General features: G+C 72.8%; 19 protein-coding genes. 9 read left to right on the top strand and 10 right to left on the bottom strand.

The genetic code is table 11. From position 1 onward, the window contains the following. Window position 1 precedes the first annotated feature (1 nt). From FHX81_RS05730 to FHX81_RS05710, 5 genes are read left to right on the top strand one after another with little or no spacing between them, the layout of a single operon-like run. A complete protein-coding gene (locus tag FHX81_RS05730; protein ID WP_141975754.1) occupies window positions 2–400 on the top strand; it encodes a class I SAM-dependent methyltransferase in 399 nt (132 codons plus the stop codon). Then, on the top strand, window positions 397–666 hold the full coding sequence (locus FHX81_RS05725; protein WP_141975752.1) for a hypothetical protein: 270 nt from the start codon (window positions 397–399) through the stop codon (window positions 664–666). The genes FHX81_RS05730 and FHX81_RS05725 overlap by 4 nt, the downstream gene beginning before the upstream one ends. Before the next feature lie 10 nt (window positions 667–676). After that, on the top strand, window positions 677–1,258 hold the full coding sequence (locus tag FHX81_RS05720) for a GNAT family N-acetyltransferase (RefSeq protein ID WP_170231948.1): 582 nt from the start codon (window positions 677–679) through the stop codon (window positions 1,256–1,258). Window positions 1,259–1,265: 7 nt separating this feature from the next. Next, window positions 1,266–1,517 carry a hypothetical protein gene (locus FHX81_RS05715; protein WP_141975748.1) on the top strand — a complete coding sequence of 84 codons (252 nt, stop codon included), beginning with the start codon at window positions 1,266–1,268 and terminating at the stop codon, window positions 1,515–1,517. Window positions 1,518–1,527: 10 nt separating this feature from the next. Further along, window positions 1,528–2,154, top strand: a complete 627-nt coding sequence (locus FHX81_RS05710; RefSeq protein ID WP_141975746.1) for a histone deacetylase — start codon at window positions 1,528–1,530, stop codon at window positions 2,152–2,154. Here FHX81_RS05710 and FHX81_RS05705 read toward each other — a convergent pair. Genes FHX81_RS05705 through FHX81_RS05685 form a run of 5 tightly spaced genes read right to left on the bottom strand, consistent with a single transcriptional unit; the run spans window position 2,129 to window position 7,740 of the window. After that, complete coding sequence (locus FHX81_RS05705; protein ID WP_141975744.1) at window positions 2,129–2,929, bottom strand: GNAT family N-acetyltransferase; 801 nt, start codon at window positions 2,927–2,929, stop codon at window positions 2,129–2,131. The two genes, FHX81_RS05710 and FHX81_RS05705, sit on opposite strands and share 26 nt — an antisense overlap. Beyond that, window positions 2,929–3,972, bottom strand: a complete 1,044-nt coding sequence (locus FHX81_RS05700) for a GDSL-type esterase/lipase family protein (protein WP_141975741.1) — start codon at window positions 3,970–3,972, stop codon at window positions 2,929–2,931. The genes FHX81_RS05705 and FHX81_RS05700 overlap by 1 nt, the downstream gene beginning before the upstream one ends. Before the next feature lie 6 nt (window positions 3,973–3,978). Beyond that, complete coding sequence (locus FHX81_RS05695) at window positions 3,979–4,623, bottom strand: ABC transporter ATP-binding protein (RefSeq protein WP_141975739.1); 645 nt, start codon at window positions 4,621–4,623, stop codon at window positions 3,979–3,981. After that, window positions 4,620–5,285: an ABC transporter ATP-binding protein gene (locus tag FHX81_RS05690; protein ID WP_170231947.1), complete on the bottom strand. Its 666-nt coding sequence runs from the start codon at window positions 5,283–5,285 to the stop codon at window positions 4,620–4,622. Before FHX81_RS05690 ends, FHX81_RS05695 begins: the two co-directional genes overlap by 4 nt. After that, entirely contained in the window at window positions 5,278–7,740 is a 2,463-nt protein-coding gene (locus tag FHX81_RS05685) for an ABC transporter permease (protein WP_141975737.1), read from the bottom strand. Before FHX81_RS05685 ends, FHX81_RS05690 begins: the two co-directional genes overlap by 8 nt. Window positions 7,741–7,908: 168 nt before the next feature. Here FHX81_RS05685 and FHX81_RS05680 point away from each other — a divergent pair, with 168 nt between their 5' ends. Further along, window positions 7,909–8,106 (top strand): hypothetical protein, encoded by a 198-nt coding sequence (locus FHX81_RS05680; RefSeq protein ID WP_141975735.1) that lies wholly within the window; start codon window positions 7,909–7,911, stop codon window positions 8,104–8,106. 40 nt (window positions 8,107–8,146) lie between these two features. Here FHX81_RS05680 and FHX81_RS05675 read toward each other — a convergent pair whose 3' ends face one another. Beyond that, window positions 8,147–8,335 (bottom strand): DUF3072 domain-containing protein, encoded by a 189-nt coding sequence (locus FHX81_RS05675; protein ID WP_141975733.1) that lies wholly within the window; start codon window positions 8,333–8,335, stop codon window positions 8,147–8,149. Between the two features lie 141 nt (window positions 8,336–8,476). On the opposite strand from FHX81_RS05675, the gene FHX81_RS05670 reads away from it, so the two are divergent. Further along, window positions 8,477–9,988 carry a chitinase gene (locus FHX81_RS05670; protein WP_141975731.1) on the top strand — a complete coding sequence of 504 codons (1,512 nt, stop codon included), beginning with the start codon at window positions 8,477–8,479 and terminating at the stop codon, window positions 9,986–9,988. Between the two features lie 43 nt (window positions 9,989–10,031). Here the strand turns inward: FHX81_RS05670 and FHX81_RS05665 are convergent, their stop codons facing one another. Both FHX81_RS05665 and FHX81_RS05660 read right to left on the bottom strand, forming a co-directional pair. Next, the gene (locus FHX81_RS05665) at window positions 10,032–11,525 is read right to left on the bottom strand and encodes a methionine--tRNA ligase (protein ID WP_141975729.1); all 1,494 of its coding nucleotides are present in this window, start codon (window positions 11,523–11,525) and stop codon (window positions 10,032–10,034) included. A gap of 194 nt (window positions 11,526–11,719) precedes the next feature. After that, the gene (locus FHX81_RS05660) at window positions 11,720–13,207 is read right to left on the bottom strand and encodes an alpha/beta fold hydrolase (RefSeq protein WP_170231946.1); all 1,488 of its coding nucleotides are present in this window, start codon (window positions 13,205–13,207) and stop codon (window positions 11,720–11,722) included. 440 nt (window positions 13,208–13,647) lie between these two features. Between FHX81_RS05660 and FHX81_RS05655 the strand changes: the two genes are divergently transcribed. Next, window positions 13,648–13,848 (top strand): hypothetical protein, encoded by a 201-nt coding sequence (locus tag FHX81_RS05655; RefSeq protein ID WP_141975725.1) that lies wholly within the window; start codon window positions 13,648–13,650, stop codon window positions 13,846–13,848. A 24-nt stretch (window positions 13,849–13,872) separates the two neighbouring features. Further along, entirely contained in the window at window positions 13,873–14,097 is a 225-nt protein-coding gene (locus FHX81_RS05650) for a hypothetical protein (protein ID WP_141975723.1), read from the top strand. A gap of 89 nt (window positions 14,098–14,186) precedes the next feature. On the opposite strand, the gene FHX81_RS05645 is transcribed toward FHX81_RS05650, so the two are convergent. Together FHX81_RS05645 and FHX81_RS05640 are read right to left on the bottom strand one after the other, a co-directional pair. After that, entirely contained in the window at window positions 14,187–14,966 is a 780-nt protein-coding gene (locus tag FHX81_RS05645) for a hypothetical protein (protein ID WP_211363384.1), read from the bottom strand. Window positions 14,967–15,068: 102 nt separating this feature from the next. Next, window positions 15,069–15,689: an L-threonylcarbamoyladenylate synthase gene (locus tag FHX81_RS05640; protein ID WP_141975721.1), complete on the bottom strand. Its 621-nt coding sequence runs from the start codon at window positions 15,687–15,689 to the stop codon at window positions 15,069–15,071. Window positions 15,690–16,229 lie beyond the last annotated feature (540 nt).

Raw genomic sequence — 16,229 nt, 5'->3', positions numbered from 1 at the left:
CGTGACCGAAGCGACCCGGCAGCGGCGGGCGTGGCAGCAAGCCCCGTGGGGCCGGCTGCGCTGCACGCGGGCGAACGCCACCCTCGCCCGCCACCTGCCGTCCCCGCCGGCGACCGTGCTCGACCTCGCCGGCGGGGACGGCGCGGACGCACTGCGGGTGGCCCGCCAGGGCCACGAGGTGACCGTGCTCGACCGGTCGGCCGGAATGCCGGCCGAGGCCGAACGCGCGTTCGCGGACGCCGGGCTGCCGGTCCGGCCGGACCTCGCCGACCTGCCCGGGGCCGCGCCCGGCCCGTACGACGTGGTGCCGGCGCACAACGTGATCCAGCACCGGCCCGACCCGGTGGTTGCCTGCGCGCGGCCGTCGACCTCGTCGCGCCCGGCGGGCTGCTGTCGGTGATCGCGCTCAACCGGAACGCCGAACCGCTGCGGCACGCGACCCAGCACCTCGACCCGGCCGCGCTCGACACCACCCTCACCCCCTACACCGCCGACCAGGTCACGGCGCGGCTGCCCGACTGCCCGCCGGTCGGCCACCACGGCATCCGCGCGGTCACCGACCACGTCGCCGACAACGACCGCATGCCGTACCCGCTGCTCGCCCGCTTCTTCCACCCGGTGTTCCGGCGCGGAAACCCGGACGACGGCGCGGCCGGGATTTCGTAGATTGACCGGCGTGACCAAGCCCGACTACCCCGTCCGGACCCGGCGCCTGACCCTGCGCCCGTTCACCCCGGCCGACCGCGCCGCGCTGCACTCCTGGATGTCACGCCCCGACGTCGTGCGCTACCTCTACGGCGAAGCCCGCACCCCGGAGCAGACCGCCGAGAGCCTCGCGCTCAAGGTGTCGGTGCCGTGGCCGCGCAAGGCGGGCGACCACCTCGCGCTGGCGGTCGAGGTGAACGGCGAGGTCATCGGCGAGGCCGTGCTCAAGTGGCTCAGCGAGGAGCACCGGCAGGGGGAGGTCGGCTACATCCTCCACCCCGACCACCACGGCAAGGGCTACGCCACCGAAGCCGCCGCCGCCATGCTGGACCTCGGCTTCACCCACCTCGGGCTGCACCGCGTGGTCGCCTCCTGCGACGCGTTCAACGAGCCGTCGTGGCGCGTGATGGAACGGCTCGGCATGCGCCGCGAAGCCCACTTCCGGCACAACGAGATCTTCAAGGGCGCCTGGGGCGAGGAGTTGATCTACGCCATCCTGGCGGACGAGTGGCACCGGATGGCGGACAGCCGGTGGCGGCCGGGCGGCGCATGATGGCCCGATGCAGAGGTTCATGGAGGACAGCGGCGCCTACGAGCACTGGCTGGCGGACAACCAGCACCAGTACGTCATCAACGCCGAACGCAGCCTGAACCCGGCCAACCTCGTCCTGCACCGCGCCTCGTGCCACACGATCAACGGCGCACCGGCCCGCGGCACCACGTGGGTGGGCAGCTACGTCAAGCTCGTGGGCACCCGCGCCGAGTTGGAGACCGAACACCCGACCGCCCGCCCGTGCCGCCTGTGCCTGTGAGGCCGCGGTCATGACCAGCCGAGTGGTCTGGTACGTCAGCTACGGGTCCAACATGCACGCCGCGCGGTTCGCCTGCTACCTCGCCGGTGGGACGCCGGTCGGGGCGACGCGCGGGTACCCGGGGTGCCGGGACGGCAGCCCGCCGCTGGACACCAGGCCCCTGGAGGTGCCCGGTGGGATCTACTTCGCCACCGAGTCGCCCGTCTGGCTCGGTGGGCGGGCGTTCTACGACCCCGACCTGCCCGGCGTCACGGCCGCCCGCGGGTACCTGGTGACGACCGCGCAGTTCGCCGACGTGGCCGCGCAGGAGATGTACCGCGAACCGGGCGTCGACCTCGACCTGGGCGTGGTCCTGGCCGACGGCAGGCACGCGCTCGGGCCCGGCCGCTACGAGACCCTGCTCCACCTCGGCGAGCACGACGGCCACCCGGCGCTGACGTTCACCGCGCCCTGGCACGCGGCCGACGTGGAGCACACCAAGCCCTCGGCCAACTACCTGACGATGCTCGCGACCGGCCTCGCCGAAGCGCACGGCTGGACCACCGGGCGGATCGCCGACTACCTGGCCCGCCGCACGCCGTTCTGGACCGCCGCCGACATCGCCGCCCTGATCACGGCACCCACTCGTACGTGCTGACCAGGCAGCACTCCAGGAACCCCAACCGCCGGTAGGTGCCGATGCCCGAAGGCGACGCGGTGAGGACCGCGACCCGGTACCCGGCGGCCGCCGCCTCGTCGACCGCGGCGAGCGTCATGGCCGCGCCGATGCCCCGGCGGCGGTGCTCGGGCCGGGTCACCACGTAGTGCACGGCGGCGACGCCGGCGGCCAGGAACACGTACGTGGTGGCCACCGGGCGTCCGTCCAGGTAGCCGACGAACATCCGCAACGGCCCGCCCGGTCCCCACGGCAGCGCCGAGTAGACCCCGTACCAGCGGTCGGTGACGTCGGCCGGCGCTCCGCAGCCCCACACCCGCACCCACTCGCGCACCGCCCCGCGGTCGGTCACCGGCCGGATCGACAACCCGGGCACCGGCCGCGGCTCGCGGCGCGGTCCGGTCAGGTCCAGCCACATTCCCGGTTCGTCCTCGACGTGCCGCAGGCCGTGCCGGGTCAGGATCGCGGCGCTGTCCGGCGGCTCGGGCCGCAGCCCCGTCTCCCAGTGGAACGGCACCCCGCGCGCCGCGAAGTGCGCCCGCACCAGGCCGACCGAGTCGGCGAACCCCTCGGCGGCGACGTCGAGCACGCCGTTGAACACGCTGTCGCGCACCCCGGTGTCCACCCAGCGCACCCCCGGGCCCTCGTGCGACGTCGCCGCGGGCAGCGCGCCCAGCAGCGCCGCGAACGCCGCCTTGCTCGCGTCCAGCGCGGCCGTCGCGGTCGACGCGTCCGCGTCCCGGACGATCCCGGCCATCAGTCCTTCGCCACCACCGCGTCGAGGTTGCCGTCCGAGCCCGCCACGCACGACGCCTCACGCGCCGTCGTGGCCAGGAACTCCGACATGCACCGGCCGAACTGCTCGTAGCCCCGGTCGTTGGGGTGGAACGACTCCTGCAACGCGTGCCGGGCCCGCGCCTCGTCCCGCAGGCCGTCGAAGTCGACCGTGAGCCGGGTGAACCACTCCCGGTCCGCCTTCTCACCGCCCATGCACGCCTCGCGCTTCTCACCGGCCTTCGCCAGGTCGAGGAACCGCGCCTCCGCCGCCTTCGCCGCCGTCCGCAGACCCTCCGACAACTGCTCGACCGCCCGGTCCCGCACCCACTCCAGGTCACCCGTGCGCAACGGGCACCCGGCCAGGTTCTGCAGGTCGAAGGGCAACCCCGGCGCGACCGGCGCGGCGTAGGACTGGAGCACCAACGTGTAGGAACGCGGCGTGTAGCCCTCGTCCTGCAACACCCGGCGGACGTCGCGCAACGCGCGCTCCACCTTCGGCGTCATCCGCTCGACGCGGGCCTTCCACTCGTCGGCCATGGCCTTCGCGCAGTCGGCGCGGCGCTCGATCCACGCCCGCAGGCACGCGCCCAGCACGTCGGCGAACCGCGGGTCGTCGTTCGCGCCGACCGCCACCACGACCACCGACACCCGGTACTCGCGCGCGATCGCGGCCAACTGCCTGGCCTGCGACCCCTCGGTGTTGCGCACCTGGTCGGTGATGCCGACCTGCTCGGAGTTCGCGCCCGAGCAGGCCAGGTTGAACACCTTGTCCACGCCCGCCACGCGCGTGTAGTGCACCGACGCCTTCGTCGACCGGTGGCACCAGTTGCCGTTCTCGCCGTCCGTGCCCGGCTCGTAGGAGCCCGCGCCCTCACCGGCCATCGTGCTGTCGCCCAGCGCCACGATCGCGCGCGGCGCGTCCCGCTTCGGCCCCGGCAACGCCGGGTACGGCGAGTCGCTGACCAGCAGCAACAGGGCGAGCAGCGGGAAGACCAGGACAACGGAGGCGAATCGGCGCGACATCGGCCCCTATCCTACGGAGATCCGCCCGCCGCTGAGCACCAGAGTGCGGTCGGCGGCCCGGTGCACCTCGTCGTGGTGGGTGGCGACGAGCACGGCGGCACCCGCGTCGGCCGCCCGCCGCAGCACCCGCACCGCCGTCGGCCCGGTGCGCTGGTCGAGGTGCGCGGTCGGCTCGTCGGCCAGCAGCACCGCCGGCTCGCCGACCACGGCCCGCGCCAGCGCGGCGCGCTGCTGCTGCCCGAACGACACCTCGGCCGGGTAGCGGTCGGCCAGCTCGCCGACACCCAGCTCCGCCAGCAACTCGGTCACCCGGTCGAGCGAACCGCCCGTGCGGCCGAGCCGCAGCGGCAGCGCCACGTTCTCCGCCAGGGTCAGCTCACCGGCCAGGCCCAGCGCCTGCGGCAGCAACGCGCACACCTTCCACGACGGCGGCGACGTCAGCACCTCGCCCGCCATCTCCACCACGCCCGCGTCCGCCCGGTCGAACCCCGCCAGCACGGCCAGCAACGCGCTCTTGCCCGACCCGGACGGGCCGGACAGCGTCACCAGCTCGCCCGGCGCCACCTCCAGGTCGACCCCGCGCAGCACGTGCACCGGCCCGCTCGCGTGCCGGAACGTCCGCTCGATCCCCTTCGCCCGCAACGCCGTCATGCCGCCAACGCCCCGTTCCGCAGGTCGAACCTCGTGTCGGCCAACGCGATGAGCCTCGGGTCGTGCGAGGCGACCACGACCGGCACGCCGCCGCGCGCCAGGTCGGCCAACGTCTCCAGCACCAGGTCCGCCGACGTCGCGTCCAGCTGGGACGTCGGCTCGTCGGCCAGCACCACCGTCGCCTGCCGCGCCAACGCGCACCCGAACGCCAGCCGCTGCTGCTGCCCGCCCGACATGGCCGACACCTTCCACGTGGCCGTGCCCGGCAGCCCCAGCCGTTCCAGCAGCTCGTCCACCGGCGCGACCCGGCCCGCCGCCTGCGCCGCCGCACGCAGGTTGTCGCCCACGTCGAGGTGGCCGACCAGGTTGTCCCCGGGGTTCTGGAACACCAGCGCGATGTCACGCCGCCGCAGCGCGCGCCGGGCCGCCGACGACAACCGCGCCGTGCCCATGCCGCGCAGCTCGACCCCGCCGCGCGTGGGCCGTTCCACCAGGCTCAAGACCCGCAACAACGTCGACTTGCCCGACCCGGACGGTCCGGCCAGCACCGTCATGCCCGTCGCGGGCACGTCCAGCGTCACGTCCGACACCGCGGTCACCGCCCCGGCGGGCGTGCGGTACTCCACGCCCACCTCGCGCAGCCGCAACACGTGCTCACCCACGGATCAGCTCCCCGATCTTCGCCGAGCGCACCGAGCGCACCGCGATCCACGCCGCCACCAGCACCACCAGCACGCTGCCCGCCACCGTCCCGACCAGCACCGGCAGGGCGTCGGGCACCTGCGGTGCCGGGGTCAGGCGCGGTGCCGGGTCCAGCTTCGGCACGGTGAAGCCGCTGCTCGCCGCGCTCGCGGCCAGGCCGACGACCACCGCACCGGCGGCCACCGCGCCCAGTTCCAGCAGGTGGCTGCGCAGCATCGCGGCCGGCCCCAGCCCCATCCGGGTGCTGAACGCGCCGGACAGCGCGTTCTGCCGCCGCCGCACCTCGACCGCCAGCAGCAGCGCGATCGACGCCACCACCGCCAGCACCGCGCCCAGTGCCGTGACGAAGGCGAACGTCCACTGGATCGTCAGGAACGGCAGCCCCTGGACCGCCTTCTTCTTCTCGTCGGAGTTGCGCGACAGCTTCACGCCGTCCGCCGACAGGGCCGCGGTCACCTCGGCCAGCGGCCTGCTCGACCACACGTACCAGGAGCCGACGTCGCCGCGGTCCTCGATCCGGTCGACCGGCACCACCCAGCCCGACGTGCCGAGCTTCGGGAACGACGGCACCCACGCGTCGGGCTCGAGCCGCGGCAACCCGGGCAGCTCGACCTCCCGCCGCGGCGCGTTCCCGACGCGCAGCGGCTGGGTCAGCAGGGCCGGGTCGACCTCGACCGGGAACGCGCCGTCGCGGAACGTCCTCGGGTCCACGACCAGCGCGGTGCGGTCGTACTGCTTGACGAAGCCGACGATGGTGGAGTTGCCGCGCAGCGCCTGCGGCAGCTCGGTGACCTCCGACGGGATCTGGGCGTAGCTGTTAGCGCCCGCGTACATGCCCGACTTCACGTCCAGCGCGGTCTTCTGCGACCCGGCGATGGCCGTGCCGACGGCCATCGTGCCGACCGCCAGCACCCCGATCAGCAGCACGCCGGTCACCGGGCCGGCGCCCGCCGCGAGCCGCCGGATCGCCAGTTGCGCGACCGGCTTGGACCACACCTTCACGCGGTGCGACGAGGCCAGCGCCCACTTCGCGAGCCGGGCCGTCAGCAGCGCCGCGGTGAGCACCACCAGCAGCGGGAACGCCAGCGCGGCGGCGTCGATGCGCGGCAGCCCGCCGATCTTGGTCGTGGTGGCCAGGCCGCTGTGCTGCACCCGGTTCCACGCCCACACCGCCAGCGCGGCGGTGGCCAGCTCCCACGGCAGCGCGGTCAGCACCTTGCGCAGCCGGTTGCCGCCGCCGGAGACCTGGAACATCCGGTGCGTGCGCAGGGCTCCGGTGGCGACCGTGACCACCAGGCTCAACGCCACCACCACGACCACCGCCAGCGCCGCGGTCGTCACGGTGCCCGGCGGCAGCAGCTCGGACGGCGCGTACACGGGCAGCAGCAGGCGGGCCGTGCCCAGCCCGAGCACGCCGCCGAGCACCAGCGGCAGGCCCAGCTCCAGCACCCCGCGCCCGCCCAGCGCGAGCGGCCCGGCACCGCGCACCCACAGCAGCCGCAGCTCGGCTTGGCGGCGCTGCGCCCACTGGACGGTCACCGTGGCGACGCCCGCCAGGCCGATGAGCAGGCTGATCAGGGTCAGTCCGAGCACGGCGGACCGCACGTTGGTCACCGTCTGCCGGGCGTTCTCCACCGGCAGGACCAGCGGCGACACCGTGCGGACCGCACCTCCGCCGAGCGGCGCGATCCGCTCGGTGCCCTCCCGCAGCAGGGTCGCCGCCTCGTCCACCGTGCGCGGCACGTCGGCGGGGAAGCGCACGGTCACGTCCGCGGTGCCGGCGAGCTCGGGTGGCAGCGCGGCGAACGCCTCGGCGCTGGGCAGCCACACCACGGCCGTGGCCAGCTCGTCGCGGTCGAGGACGTTGGGCACGACGAAGTGGCGCTCCGAGCACCACCACGCGGGCAGCGGGTCGAGCAGGTCGGCGTAGATCGCGGTCACCGGGGGCAGCCGCCCGCCCAAGCCGCGCCCGCCCAACCGCACGCCGACGGTGTCGGCGATGCTCTTGGGCACCCACAGGCCGTCCTTGCCGCCGCCTTCGAGCACCTCCAGGTGGTCGGTCGCGCCCGGCCGGTACCCGAACTTGGCATCGGTCGGCGCGCCGCCGAAGTCGGCCCGCCGCTCCCGGACGTACGTGCCGACCAGCGCTTCCCGGTCGGGCGCCAGCTCCTTGATCACCCGCGGCGCGTCGGCGGCCTGCTGGTGCGACACCCCGGTCGCCTCCAGCGACGGGTGCAGCGCCTCCGTGCACAGCCGGTCCTGCTGGTAGTCGATCGCCGCGCTGCCGGAGGCGGCCGAGTGCAGCACGGCGGCGGCCACCACGAAGCTCAGCAGCAGCGCGGTGACCACGCTGACCAGCAACGTCAGCGGACTCGACAGGGCCGCGCGCGGTGCGGCTCGCCACGGGATCTGCACCCGCGAACCGTAACCGGCGACGTCCGCGAACAGGAGACTTTTCGGAAACGCCGTGCCCCCTCCGGACAACCTCCGGACAACGCGTCCCTTTGTCCGGTGCCGGCCCGCCGAAGCCGGACACCGATCTTGGTCCGGTTGGGCCGGACCCGTTCGGGGTACCGGGAGGGCATGACACCGAACGTGCTGAAGAAGTCACTCGCGGTGCTGGTCAGCGGTGCGGCGTTGTTCCTCACCCTCGGCGCCGGGTGCGAGAACGAGGGCGGCGGCGACGACGACCGACCGGGCGTCGAGCAGCAGGACGACCAGCAGGACGACCAGCAGGACGACCAGAACGAGCAGGACGGCGAGCAGGACGACGGCAACTGACCGGGGCGCGGCACGCCGGCGACGGCGTGCCGCGCCGACGTCACCGGCCGCGCCCGGTCTTGTCCTGCAAGCGGTCGATCAGCTGGGAAGCCTCGACCTTGGTCAGCCCGCCCGGCACCTCTTCGCCCGCCTCCTGCGCCAACGTGCGCAGGTAGGACTCCTGCGGCCCGGTCATCGGCTCGTCGCCGGTGGTCCAGTCCTGAGGGTCCTTCTCCGGATTGCGGTCCACGTGCCTCTTCTTCCCTCGAACGCCCGTTCGAGGTACCCGCTGGGCCGTTCGGTCAACCCCCTCCCTCGCGACCTTGACATCGCCGTGGTGGTCTAGTCCAATTCTTCCCACCTGGAGGCCGCCACCGCTGGGAGGAGACGTATGTCGCGAAGAGTCCTGTTCGCCAGGGTGGGGGCCGTCGCGGCGCTGGTGGTGGCAGCGGCGGCGGTCGGCTTCGCGCCCGCCTACGCCGCGTCGGTCACCGCGACGTTCACCAAGACGGCGAGCTGGGAGACCGGCTACACCGCGCAGTTCTCGATCAAGAACGGGACGAGCGCGGCCCTGTCCGGCTGGAAGGTCGAGTTCGACCTGCCCGCCGGGACGACCGTCGGCGCCTACTGGGACGCGTTGCAGACCAACGCGTCCGGGCACCACACGTTCACGCACCGCGAGTACAACGGCAGCGTCGCGCCCGGCGCCACGGTGACGTTCGGCTTCAACGCCACGGGCACCGCGAGCCCGGTCAACTGCAAGATCAACGGTGCGTCCTGCGCGGGTGCGCCGACGACGACGACCACCACCACCACCACGACTACGACCACCACGACGACCACGACCACCGGCCCGACGACCACGACCACCACCACGCCGCCCGTCACCGGGCTGCCCAAGCGGGTCCTGGTCGGCTACCTGCACGCCAGCTTCGCCAACGGCTCCGGCTACATCCGGATGAAGGACGTCTCCGACGACTGGGACATCATCAACCTCTCCTTCGCCGAACCGACCTCCGCCACCTCCGGCGACCTCCGCTTCGCCCAGTGCCCGGTGGCCGAGTGCCCGAACGTGGAGTCCGAGGCCGAGTTCATCGCGGGCATCCGCGACAAGCAGGCCAAGGGCAAGAAGGTGCTGATCTCCATCGGTGGCGCGAACGGCCAGGTGCAGCTGTCCACCACGGCCGCGCGCGACGCGTTCGTCCGCTCCGCCTCGGCGATCATCGACAAGTACGGCCTCGACGGCCTGGACGTCGACTTCGAGGGCCACTCGCTGTCGCTCAACGCCAACGACACCGACTTCCGCGCGCCCACCACGCCGGTGATCGTCAACCTGATCCAGGCGCTGCGGACGCTGAAGGCGCGCTACGGCGCGAAGTTCGTGCTCACCATGGCGCCGGAGACGTTCTTCGTCCAGGTCGGCTACCAGCACTACGGCGGCAGCGGCGGCGCGGACCCGCGGGCGGGCGCGTACCTGCCGGTGATCCACGCGCTGCGCGACGACCTGACCCTGCTGCACGTCCAGCACTACAACTCCGGGCCGATCATGGGCCTGGACAACCAGTACCACTTCATGGGGGGAAGTGACTTCCACGTCTCCATGGCGGACATGGTGCTGGCCGGGTTCCCCGTGCGCGGTGACGCGACGAAGGTGTTCCCGGGCCTGAGGCAGGACCAGGTGGCCATCGGCCTGCCCGCGAGCGTCAACGCGGGCAACGGCTTCACGTCCGTCGCCGAGGTGCACAAGGCGTTGGACTGCCTGGTGAAGGGCGCGAACTGCGGCCCGTACAAGCCGAGGGCCACCTACCCGAACCTGCGCGGCCTGATGACGTGGTCGGTCAACTGGGACCGCCACAACAACTTCGAGTTCTCCCGCTCCCACCGGGCCTACCTGCCCCGCTGACCGGCTCGGGGCCCGCCGGGGCGACACCCCGGCGGGCCCCGGCTCACAACCGGGGGAACAGGGGCTGCGGCACGGGGAGCTCGCCCGACAGCGTCACGCACTGCTCGGACACGCGCGCGGCCAGGGTCGGCAGGAACGGCGTCAGCTCGCGGGCCAGGACGCGGCACGCGGTCAGCAGCGAGGTGATGGCCGCGTCCAGCCGCTTGCCCGCCTCGGCGTCACCGCCGCGTTCGGCGCGGGCCAGGTCCCACGGCCGCACCTGCTCCACGTAGCGGTTGGCCTCCTCCACGATCCGCCAGACCGCCGCCGTCGCCCGTCGGAAGTCGAAGTCGCCGATGGCGGCGTGCACGAGGCCCGGCGCGTCCCGGCACACCGCCGCCAACGGCTCGGCGTCATCGGCCGGCGCGGCCACCGGCGGCTTGCCCGCGCGGTAGCGGTGGACCATCACCGTGACGCGGTTGACCAGGTTGCCCAGCCCGTTGGCCAGGTCCTCGTTGGCGCGGGCGACCAGGCGCGCCTCGGTGAAGTCGGCGTCGCCGACGCGCGGCACGTCCCGCAGCAGCCACCACCGCACCGCGTCGCAGCCGTACCGGTCGACCAGCGCCACCGGGTCGACCACCGCGCCCGACGACTTGCTCATCTTGTGGCCGTCGGCGGTGAGGTAGTCGTGCACCAGGATGTCGGTCGGCAAAGGCTCGCCCGCCGACAGCAGCATCGCGAGCCAGTACACGGCGTGGAACCGGATCACGCCCTTGCCGATCACGTGCACCCGCCGGTCGGCCCCCACCCACCAGCGGCGGTGGTTCGCGCCGTCGCCGCCGTAGCCCAGGCTGGTGATGTAGTTGCCCAGCGCGTCCCACCACACGTAGACGACCTGGTCCGGATCACCCGGCACCGGGATGCCCCAGCCGTGCGCACGGGTGCGGGAGCGGGACACGGAGAAGTCGCGCAGCCCTGCGTCGAGGAACGCGAGGACCTCGTTGCGGCGGACCTCCGGCTCGATCCGGACCGTGCCGCCGGCGATCAGCTCCCGCAGCCGGTCGGTGTAGCGGGAGAGCCGGAAGAACCAGTTCTCCTCGGCCACCGGCCGCGGCTCGACGCCGTGCTCCGGGCACCTGCCGCCCACCAGCTCGGCGGGGGTGTAGAACTGCTCGCAGCCCACGCAGTACAGGCCTTCGTAGTGCTCGCGGTACAGGTCGTGCGCACAAGCCAGCCAGAGCCGTTCGACGCCGGCGCGGTGCCTGGCGTCGCGGCTGGTGCGGATGAAGTCGGTGGTCGACAGCGCCAGCGGGTCGCGCAACGCCGCGAACGCCGCCGCGTTGCGGTCGACCAGCTCGGCGGTCGGCAGGCCTTCCGCCTGTGCCGCGAGCACGTTCTTCAGCGAGTTGTCGTCCGTGCCGGTCAGGAACCGCACCCGGTCGCCGCGCAGCCGGTGGTGGCGGGCCAGCACGTCGGCCTGCACGACCTCCAGCGCGAAACCCAGGTGCGGCCGCGAGTTCACGTACGGGATGGCGGTGGTCACGTAGTAGCGGGGCATCGGAACCTCCGGGTGCGGGGGCTCCGGTCGGCCGAGACCCCCTGGGACGGGGGCCTCGGACTCGTCATCCGCGCAGCATCGGCAGCCCCGGGCGGCGGGGCATCGCGGCGGTGGACGAGGTGGCCATGGCGCCACGCTAGCAGCGCCACCTCGCGCGCCGCGCCCGGTTTTCGGTCGTCGCGGGCGGAACCCGCTCACGCGCCGGGCACCGCCGTCGCCCCTTGGCACCGGGTGTCGGCCGGCACGAGGCCGTCGACGAGGAACTCCTCCACCGGCCGAGCCACGCAGTCGCGGCCCGCCGCGTGCGCGAGCGTCGCGTCGTAAGCTCCGTGCCCGAACCCGTTGTAGGTGATCAGGGGAGCGGACGCGTCGGTCGCGAGCCGCCGTGCCCAGCCGTGGGGCGTGGGGCTGTCGTACCGCATCGCGGTCACCAGCAGCGGCACACCGGAGGGGAACGGCCCGGGACGCCACCGGCCGAGGTCGGTGCCCAGGCACGCCCGCATCCACGTCCAGTGCGCGGAGGACGTCCGCGCGATGGGGGCGACGTCCACGCCGCGTTGCCAGAGATCCTGCCACTGCTCGTAGGTGGTGATGGTCCGGTCGAAGAAGTCGTTGCAGCGCAACAGCGTCTGGGTGTCCTGGAAGAGACCGTCGACGGCACGGGGTGCGGGGGCCTCCCGACGGCGCGGCCGCCACTGCGCCAGGGTGTTCGCTCGTCCCTCCAGGAACTGCGGATCGTCCTTGCCCAGGTGCATCGTGGAGAACAGGCCCGTCAGGTCGTCAGGACCCACGGGTCCGCCGTTGATGCCGTACAACTTCCCCGCTTCGGCCCACGCGCGCAGGTTCCGCAGGTGGGTCAGCACGCGTCGGGCGGTGATCCCGCCGCCCGCCCCGATCGCCCGGACGAGCTTGCGGCACGACCCCCGGTCCGGCGGTGTCGCCCAGTGCGCCTGGCACCAGCCCGCGAACCCGTGCGCGATGTCCTCGATGCCCGCCGCGGCGCTGACGAGGTAGTCCGCGGTGCCCAGCCTCGGGTACTGCGGGCTGTCGAGCACCATGGACCGGATGGTCGTCGGGTGCAGCTCGGCGAGCGCCTGCCCGGCCACGGTCCCGTAGGAGACGCCGTAGTAGCTCACCCGGTCGACGCCCAGCCCTCGGCGGAGGGCGTCGAGGTCGCGGGCCCGGTCGAGCGAGTCGATCGTCCACAGGGACTCGGGACGACAGCTCTCGGCGTAGCGGACGTTGTCCGCGACGAAGTCGTCGAAGGTGCCGGGATCCGGCGCCAGCGGCAGGGTGTTGCTCACCTGAGGGGGTTCGCAGTGGACCGCGTTCTCCCGCTGGTTCACCGCGACGATGTCGAAGGCAGCCCGCACCGGTGCGGTGAACTGCTCGTACCACGACTCGCGCAGGCTGTCGGCCGACATGCCGTTCGGACCGCCCTGGTCGACCAGCAGCACTCCCTTGTACGCCGCGCCGGCGGCGGTCGCGGTCCGCTTCACCACGGTGAGGTGGAGCGACCCCGTCGCGTCGGGCGCGTCCCACCGCTGCGGGACGGTCAGCGTCGCGCACCACGCCCGTGGCGCGTCTTTGCACGGCGTGAACGCCGACAGCGACGACGGCGATGCTGTCGCGGGGGGCACGGCCCCGACGGAGGACGCCATGGCGACCGCGGTCGCCACCACGGTCCTCCACCTCCGGGCCCACGGCTTGCCCCGTCCACCTCGTCCGATGCCTGTCCACATGACGATCCCCTTCCGGTCACCTCCATCCAAGTGCGCCGACCGGAGCTCGCGCGGCGTCATCGGGTGCGTCCCACAGTCGGGTCGGGCAAACCGCTCGGTGCGGTATTCGTGAGTGACCGACCGTGCCTTGTGACAATTGTGAGTGACTATCCCCTCGCTGTCGGCGTGATGTCCCTTCAAACATCGAGGTTCTCGTGCGTGGTGTGCCGACAAGCGACGCCGTTCCGGTACCCGGTGTTCCGGACCGGGTGAGAAAACCGATTTCTTCTTCCATTCCGGGGTCGGGTTCCTGCACTGTTCGGCGGGAACTCCGACCGCGTTCCACCCCGGTGGTTCGCCGAGGCGAGGCGTTCGGAGCCGATCACGAGAGAGGACCGCACATGCTCAAGTTCCGCAAGATCCTCACCATCGGTGCCGCTGTGGTGGCTGCGGGCATGGTGGTGACCGGCGTCAGCGCCGCAGCTCCGGTCTCCGCCCCCATCGACTCGGGTGTCTCCGCTGTCGCCGCCGACTCCGCCGACCGGGTAAACCGCGACTGCGTGAAGAACCGCCCGTACCCGAAGACCACGCTGGAGCTCTGAACGAAGCCCGCGCCCAGCTACTGCTTGCCCGATGTCAAGAACCGGTGGGGATGGCTGAACGACACCAAGGAGTACTTCTACTGCCAGAAGAACACTTCCCACAAGGTCTCGTTGCAAAACGGCAAGTACTGGAACACCTGGTGGGCCCTGACCGACGACGACAGCAGGAACGTGGGCGTCTGGGTGAACGTCGTCTACATCAAGGGAGGCGCGAACGGGCAGAAGCAACCCGGTCTCCGGGAATGCTGACGCACGCTGATGACAGGTCGTGAGCGCCGCGGCCGCAGGGCGGGCCTTCCGGCGCTGCGCGCGCCGGAAGACCCGCCCGGGCCGCCAGGTCAGCAGCCGATGCGCTTGGCGCCCAGCGCGATGTCGTCCAGCCAGATGTCGTAGCTGCCCTCGTTGGGCTGGTAGAGCTGCCATCCCAGCTTGACCGTGTCGAACTCGGGGAACAGGAAGTCGACCTGGTTGCCGCCGTGCTCGCGGGTCGACACGGTCAGGTCCGGGTTCGGCACGCCGTCGAACCACAGCGTGATCCGGTTGTCCGAGGCGTCCATCCGCCACTCCACGCACTGCCACGCGCCGGCCTTCGACGGCGCCGACTCGCGCCAGTTCGTCCAGTCACCGGTCGGGCCGCCGTCCGCGCCGACGCCCCACAGCGCCTTGTCCAGCGTGGGCACGTACTGGCCGCCGAGCGGGCGCACGACCTCCGGGCCGTCACCGGTGGCCTCGATCAACGTGTAGTGCGCCCAGTCGGGCGCGTCCGGGAACGCCTCGACGCGCACCCGGACCCGGCCGTAGAAGCTGTTGCCCGGCGCGGCGAAGTCGTCCACCTTGAGGAACGCCCGGCCGTTGCCCTCGGCCCGCACGTGCAGCACCTTCTGGCCGCGCCGGTCCCGTTCGACCTCCAGCGAGCCGTTGCGGGTGTCCACGCCCCACTTGAGGCTGGTGCCGGCGCCGGTGGGCACCTGCTGGAAGTCCTCGCAGAACAGCAGGTCGGCTCGGGCGCAGGTCTTCAGCCGGTGATCGGCTCGGTCGGGGCCGGCGGCGTCCGCGACCGGGAGGGCGACGACCGACAGCAGGGCGGCGAGGACCGCCGTGGACAACCGTTTCCGCACGGGTAGCTCCTTCTGCGCTGAGGGGGCAGGGGGAAGCTACCGGCTCTGGGAACGCTCCCATACCTCTGAGCGGCGCAAATCCGATGATCCGTTCGCGCGCCTCTACTCGAACCGGGAGGGGTCGCCCGCGCCGTGCCGGACGATCTCCGGCTCGCCCTGCGAGAAGTCCACGACGGTCGTCGGCTCGGTGCCGCAGTCGCCCGCGTCCAGCACCGCGTCGATGACGTGGTCCAGCCGCTCCTTGATGTCCCAGCCGTGCACCAGCGGTTCCTCCTGGTCGGGCAGGAGCAGCGTGCTGGACAGCAGCGGCTCGCCGAGCCGGTCGAGCAGGGCCTGGGCCACCGGGTGGTCCGGGATGCGCGCACCCACGGTCTTCTTCTTCGGGTGCATCAGCCGGCGCGGCACCTCGGTGGTCGCGGGGAGGATGAACGTGTAGCTGCCCGGCGTCGCCGCCTTGATGGCCCGGAAGACCGCGTTGTCGACGTGCACGAACTGCCCGAGCTGGGAGAAGTCGCGGCACATGAGGGTGAAGTGGTGCCGGTCGTCCAGGTGCCTGATCTGCCTGATCCGGTCCAGTCCGGCCTTGTTGCCGAGCCGGCAGCCCAGCGCGTAGCAGGAGTCGGTCGGATAGGCGATCAAACCGTCCGACCTGATCAGCTCCACCGCCTGGTCGATCGACCTCCGCTGGGGGTTGACCGGGTGCACGTCGAAGTACCTCGCCATGCGGGGAGCCTAGTCCCCGCACGTCCTCCCTTCAGGACGCCGACCCGGGGGCGGGTGAGCGCGGGCGCGGTGGGGGCCGCCCCGCGCACCGGTGGGGGCGGATGGGTGGTCCGGTGGGAGCGCGGCGGCGGGGTCGGGTGGCGGGCGGGATGCGCGGGGTCGGACCGACCGGCCGGCGGGTGTCGGCGGGACGGCGGGGCGTCGGCGTCGTGGTGGTGGGCGGTGACCGCGTCACGGCGGCCGCGGCGCAGGGTCCGGGGTCGCGCGGGGCCGGCAACACCTGCGCGACGGAGGCGCGACGCGTCGACCCCGGCACTGCCGTGCTGCCGCAACCGGTGCCGGCCGAGCTGGTGGGATCCGGTGCCCTGGAACGGCACCTGCGGCCCGTCCGCCGGACTCCACCTGCCGATCACGTTTGATGACAGCGTTTTCGGCGCGGACCGGCCTGGGGGTTGGTGCCGGGTTGCGGCGCGAGCGCGCCCACCGACGTCGTCGTCGCGGGAATCATGATTGTCGTTCCCGTTTGGACGATCACTCAGA

Origin of the sequence: Saccharothrix saharensis, from assembly GCF_006716745.1 — a bacterium.
GTDB lineage: Bacteria > Actinomycetota > Actinomycetes > Mycobacteriales > Pseudonocardiaceae > Actinosynnema > Actinosynnema saharense.
The sequence above is the reverse complement of the archived record's forward strand: the minus strand, read 5'-3'. Positions and strand labels throughout refer to the sequence as shown.

Bases quoted from the DNA above. Each gene is read 5' to 3' on its own strand.
- FHX81_RS05655 (WP_141975725.1), top strand. From the start codon at position 13,648: ATGCTCAAGTTCCGCAAGATCCTCACCATCGGTGCCGCTGTGGTGGCT.
- FHX81_RS05670 (WP_141975731.1), top strand. From the start codon at position 8,477: ATGTCGCGAAGAGTCCTGTTCGCCAGGGTGGGGGCCGTCGCGGCGCTG.
- FHX81_RS05710 (WP_141975746.1), top strand. From the start codon at position 1,528: ATGACCAGCCGAGTGGTCTGGTACGTCAGCTACGGGTCCAACATGCAC.
- FHX81_RS05680 (WP_141975735.1), top strand. From the start codon at position 7,909: ATGACACCGAACGTGCTGAAGAAGTCACTCGCGGTGCTGGTCAGCGGT.
- FHX81_RS05700 (WP_141975741.1), bottom strand. From the start codon at position 3,972: ATGTCGCGCCGATTCGCCTCCGTTGTCCTGGTCTTCCCGCTGCTCGCC.
- FHX81_RS05715 (WP_141975748.1), top strand. From the start codon at position 1,266: ATGCAGAGGTTCATGGAGGACAGCGGCGCCTACGAGCACTGGCTGGCG.
- FHX81_RS05695 (WP_141975739.1), bottom strand. From the start codon at position 4,623: ATGACGGCGTTGCGGGCGAAGGGGATCGAGCGGACGTTCCGGCACGCG.
- FHX81_RS05705 (WP_141975744.1), bottom strand. From the start codon at position 2,929: ATGGCCGGGATCGTCCGGGACGCGGACGCGTCGACCGCGACGGCCGCG.
- FHX81_RS05640 (WP_141975721.1), bottom strand. From the start codon at position 15,689: ATGGCGAGGTACTTCGACGTGCACCCGGTCAACCCCCAGCGGAGGTCG.
- FHX81_RS05665 (WP_141975729.1), bottom strand. From the start codon at position 11,525: ATGCCCCGCTACTACGTGACCACCGCCATCCCGTACGTGAACTCGCGG.